General features: G+C 47.7%; 6 protein-coding genes and 1 pseudogene. All 7 read left to right on the plus strand.

Annotation, left to right across the window (positions count from 1 at the left end):
- Positions 1-294: pseudogene (locus BMY30_RS17395) on the plus strand (IS1634 family transposase); the annotation flags it as partial.
- A 112-nt stretch (positions 295-406) separates the two neighbouring features.
- Positions 407-682, plus strand: a complete 276-nt coding sequence (locus tag BMY30_RS17745) for a hypothetical protein (protein ID WP_139195554.1) — start codon at positions 407-409, stop codon at positions 680-682.
- A gap of 71 nt (positions 683-753) precedes the next feature.
- Positions 754-1,677: a hypothetical protein gene (locus BMY30_RS17400; protein WP_139195555.1), complete on the plus strand. Its 924-nt coding sequence runs from the start codon at positions 754-756 to the stop codon at positions 1,675-1,677.
- A 399-nt stretch (positions 1,678-2,076) separates the two neighbouring features.
- Positions 2,077-2,451 carry a hypothetical protein gene (locus tag BMY30_RS17750; RefSeq protein WP_139195556.1) on the plus strand — a complete coding sequence of 125 codons (375 nt, stop codon included), beginning with the start codon at positions 2,077-2,079 and terminating at the stop codon, positions 2,449-2,451.
- A gap of 378 nt (positions 2,452-2,829) precedes the next feature.
- The gene (locus tag BMY30_RS17755; RefSeq protein ID WP_139195557.1) at positions 2,830-3,810 is read left to right on the plus strand and encodes a hypothetical protein; all 981 of its coding nucleotides are present in this window, start codon (positions 2,830-2,832) and stop codon (positions 3,808-3,810) included.
- A 140-nt stretch (positions 3,811-3,950) separates the two neighbouring features.
- Positions 3,951-4,361: a hypothetical protein gene (locus tag BMY30_RS17760; protein ID WP_139195558.1), complete on the plus strand. Its 411-nt coding sequence runs from the start codon at positions 3,951-3,953 to the stop codon at positions 4,359-4,361.
- Positions 4,362-4,417: 56 nt separating this feature from the next.
- On the plus strand, positions 4,418-4,654 hold a 237-nt coding region (locus tag BMY30_RS17410; protein ID WP_139195559.1), incomplete at its 3' end, for a transposase.

The raw sequence follows: 4,654 nt of genomic DNA on the forward strand, positions 1-4,654 counted from the left end.
AAGAGCGATATCGAGATCGCGCCGGTGTATCACCGGCTACCGGATCGCATCCGCGCCCACGCGCTGATTTGCTTCCTCGCCCTGGTGCTTTACCGCGTGCTGCGAATGCGCTTGAAGGCCAGTGATAACCCACTGTCACCGACGCGGGCGCTGGAAATTGCCCGCAAGATCCAGTTCCACCAGGTCCTGCTTCACCGTCGCGAGACGGCGAGCGGCCTAACCAAATTGAAGCCTGAACAACGCGACCTTTTCGAGGCGATTGGGCTACCGGCACCTGCCGCATCCCGCTTGTAGTGCCAATTTTCGAAATGCGTATCCAGGCTAATCAATAGTTTACGCTTCTATCTGTCGAACTCGGGACCGCTGGGCTCCTGTACGTGAGGCACTTCAAGAATTCGAAACCCATGTGCTTGAGGCCGAGGCCCTCTGGGGTAGTGACATCAGAACAAAAGCGGACGAACTCCGGCAGTGCTCAAGGGAGTTGCAGGTTGCGATGGAAGCGGTCGTTGAAGACAAGGTGCATCGTGGTGAGAACTTCAAAACAGATAGAGAGTTTGGAAAAGCGATGAGGGGTACCGCCCATGCGTCGAGAGGAGATGAAAATAACCCGCTCAACAGGAAAATAAAGGCAGCAGTCAATGCTATCGAAGACACTGTCCGTCCTCATTTGCGCCGCGGGTGACAAGGCTCTCCAGCGGACGCCAAACAGCGGCGCGGCTGAGCGTATTCATTGCGTTACATAGGCGTAGCATCATGAAATTTATAAAGCCGTTTGAAGATATGTCCCGATGTCGGCTAAACTTTGCATTGCGCATACGGATTTTCAATCCGCGAGGACAGTATCCCCGAGGCACCTGTGCGTCCGAAGAGGCACTTTACCTTGCTGACGATGAGATCGTATTTACAGTGGTTCATGCACGGCCATACGATCAGATGACGTCAAATTTCCCTTATTCGGAAATGGATTGGGCAACGCCGCAAGAAGTCCGCTTCTGGGCATCTATCCTACTTTGTGAGGACGCCGAAGGCCCTAAGATACTACTATATCCCGAGCATACAACGTTCGCCCTTTTGGATCCGCCCGGAGTCGACCTAAAGGACAGCGCGGTCCAGAATGAGTTAAGGGTCCTCGCTCTCGAGGAGTTTACGAATACGGAAAGACTTTGCGCTCCATATCAATTGTTCGAGAGTGAAGTTCATTTGAATCGGCAGCCGGGCTTTTTGAGTAGTGTCGGGGCGTCAGATCACGTGCTGTTGCGTGGAATTACATGCCTGATCAAGTGCGACATGTTATCGAGATACTACGAGTTCACTGAAGAAGCTATTATTGTGGCTTGCATTGCGCTCGAGGCATCGTTCTCGTTAGTCGTTAAGTCGCTGAAGTACTCGGGAATCGATAACCCAACTGCTAGGGATGCAGGAAAATGGCTTGATGACACGTTCAATAGGCCATTAGGCATCGATCCAGGAGATCGAAAATACTTCGAAGAACTCTACGAGCAGCGCGTAATGACTATGCACCCGAGTAGCCGCTTCGGCGAATCCCCCTATGCACCGTTGGCGGTGGACGATCTGTTCGATCTCAGGCGAGATTTGAGAGAAGTCTTTGCCTATCTGGTTTCTGGCGGGCATGGGCCAGAGTTTAAGAGGAGACTCAAGGAAAGAAGGCTGGCGTAAATGTTGTCCAACAAATCGCAGAAGGTGATGTGTAACCCTATGCTCATTTTTCTTCCACAATAGCGGCCGTTGTCTCATGCGCACCCTAGATCAGGTGTTAAGGATTAGAGAAGTTATGAACGAGCATTTGAGGAAAGAACCTCCAGAATACGGAGAGATTGTTTTCGAAGTTGGACGCTCTCCAGTATCGTTACAGTCAAAATCAGCCAAAAAACGCGAATTTAAAGATTTTGTTTCTTCTATAGTTAAAGGCACAGGTTTTTTGCTTTCTGGTGATGTAAAGATTATCATCGAATGGAGAGTGACCGAACAACATAGATACGAGCACTCTAGTGCTTACGATGTCGACAATATTGTTAAGCCGCTCCTAGATTCAATATCTGTGGGCCAGAGGGGATTTTGGTCGACGATAATCAAGTTCAGTCTATCGAGTGCTACTGGACTGATACTTATCGAGATCCGGATGAGAAGCTTATTATTACCGTAAAGTATGTGAGCGATGAATGGCTACCCAAAGATGGTTTAGAATTTGTAGCATTTGAAGATAATCTCTGCCTTCCGATATGGTCGAATTTAAGAAATGACCATCAAAAGATTTTCATAGAGCGATATAGAGCTGGGCTAGACCTCAAAGCTGAAGCTTTGCGAGACGGCGTCGATTACATGCATGCCAAGCTGGCAATGCCTATTCAAAGAGTCTTTCATAAAGGGCGGCTAGAAGGTTTCAAAGTCACCTCCGCAGCAGAACGGCTGGCGAAAATTGAGAACTCATAATAATACCATTCACACGAAAAACTCGTGATGGCGTCGTTCTATTATATCCAGCTTAATGTCAGCTACTGGCCGATTTAGGAACCTTAGCCTATGCTGATGGGGCGGTTGAGGTAGCAGGCAACCAGAAGTGGAAGACCGGAAACGCTGCATGCCCGTTCACACGGCTTATTCAACATGATCATTGATTTGTCTTATTTTACAGTGCCACGTTTTAATTCTTAAGTGGGATGGGGTTGGTGGCGTTCGGAATAATATGCTTGAACGGCCATGTGTAGTCAAGCCAGCATCTGAGCATTTAATATGTATATTGTTTAATAACTCACTGCTCTATATAACCCAATTTGGAAAATCTGCAAAATGCAGTAGTGGAGGTTGCTGATGTGGGTTGAATTACCGCTTCCGGCGAGGAATTCTTTTCTCATTTATAAGCAGCATATTGAAGAAGAGCGCAAGCTATTTGGCCATTCTTTAAAATATGCATTTCTGCATCGAGCACTTCTCATAGGGAAGTCAATTGTTGTTTCATTCTTCCACATTGTTATCAACTTGGTGACTTGGACTGTTATTGCTTCAGTAGCTTTTTTTCTTAAGTTCTTCGAGCCTCAATATTCATTTTTGGTATGGTTGTCTGCGGTTTTTTTGATCTACCGTGGCCTACTTGTAGTATTTAGACTTAATGAGTATTTTGGTGATCCTCTGTCACGGCGAATCTATCTTTTGTCTACGAATAAACTTACAGTGAAGATTCTAGGATCCAAGAAAGGTTCATTGGGGCGCGTGAAGGAAAAAATTTTGACGATTGCAGCATCAAAGGGGCATCCGATAAACTCTTGGGAAAAACTTGAGAGGATTTTCTCAGGGATCGTAACCTTTCTGCTATGCAGCCTTTTCGTTGCGGAGTGGATACCAGTCGAATCAGTGATAATACTTGTAAAGGTGTTGGCCATTGTTTTCTACATGAGCTTTGATTTGCTTTTCCTTGGATTGCCAACTGCAGTTTTCGAAAATCCCGTCGATGTGGCACAGTTCGGCGACCGAGTGAGAATTTCACTTGAGCTTGTGAAGATTGGCATGTCCTTAGGTATTATTGCAACCACTGTAAAGATATTTAAAGTCGGTTGTGCGTCACGCGAACCCTATCAAGGGTCAGTAAGTAACTTGAGTAAGTATCTTGACAAATATGAGGCAACCAAAGAAGGAATAGTTATTTATGACTGTGGCATCGTTCCGGAAGAGGCTCCCGAGTATAGCCAAAATATTCCGAAAACACCCGGCGAGATCCGAGAGTGCGCGAATAGAGAATTAAAGGAGTTGTCCGATGCTATCGACCAGCAGATTTCAATCGCGCTTGGCAACTAGTCGACAGTAAAATGACGCTATGAAAGCTAAAGGATTGGTAATTAACGTGATGTATAACATTCGCTATCACACAGGCCGCAAAACTTCTGCCGCTCGTTTTTGGCCGGTGATGTGAGCGTTTGGACCACACAGGGGGCGTAATGGGTTCTTACTCGAAATGGCTGGAAGGTGGCATCGCTGTAAACAGCGTATTTCTCACACTTGCTATTGCAGGAATCTCACTTTCAATCTACTTTTATTTACAGAGCAAGCGCGAAAAACGCCCGGTCTTTAATGTTCGTACTTTTCCCTTAATTCAAAATAGTTTGGGTACAGTGCCAGAGCTCTCGATAGCGTTTAAGAATAAACCCGTAAAGACGCTTTCGCTAACTAGGCTTGCATTTTGGAACTCAGGGTCGGAAACAATCACAAAAGATGATATTGTCGGGGCGGACCCGCTTAGAATCCACGGTGATGGAGGCGGTGAGATCCTTACCGTGAAAGTTTCATTCACTCGTCGTTCTGCAGTCCATCTAGGGAAACGCTGCACAAATCTCGCCGCAGCTGCCTGATGGGTACCGGCGGGGTATAATCTGACCTTCCTGCCACCGTCTGACAGAGCCACCCGATGAAGCAGATCTCGTTCGCCCAGGCTGAGCACCAGAACAAGAAGAAGGTTACCCGCCGAGAGCGGTTCCTGGCCCAGATGAATGCCCTGGTGCCATGGCAACGACTGATCGACGCACTGTCGCCGTCCTACTTTCCGAATTCGGCAGGCAAGCGGGGCCGGCCGCCGATTGGCCTGGAGCGAATGCTGCGGATCTACTTCCTGCAACAGTGGTACGCCCTCGCCGACGAGGCGCTT

Origin of the sequence: Halomonas daqiaonensis (assembly GCF_900109725.1) — a bacterium.
GTDB classification, from domain to species: Bacteria; Pseudomonadota; Gammaproteobacteria; order Pseudomonadales; family Halomonadaceae; genus Halomonas; species Halomonas daqiaonensis.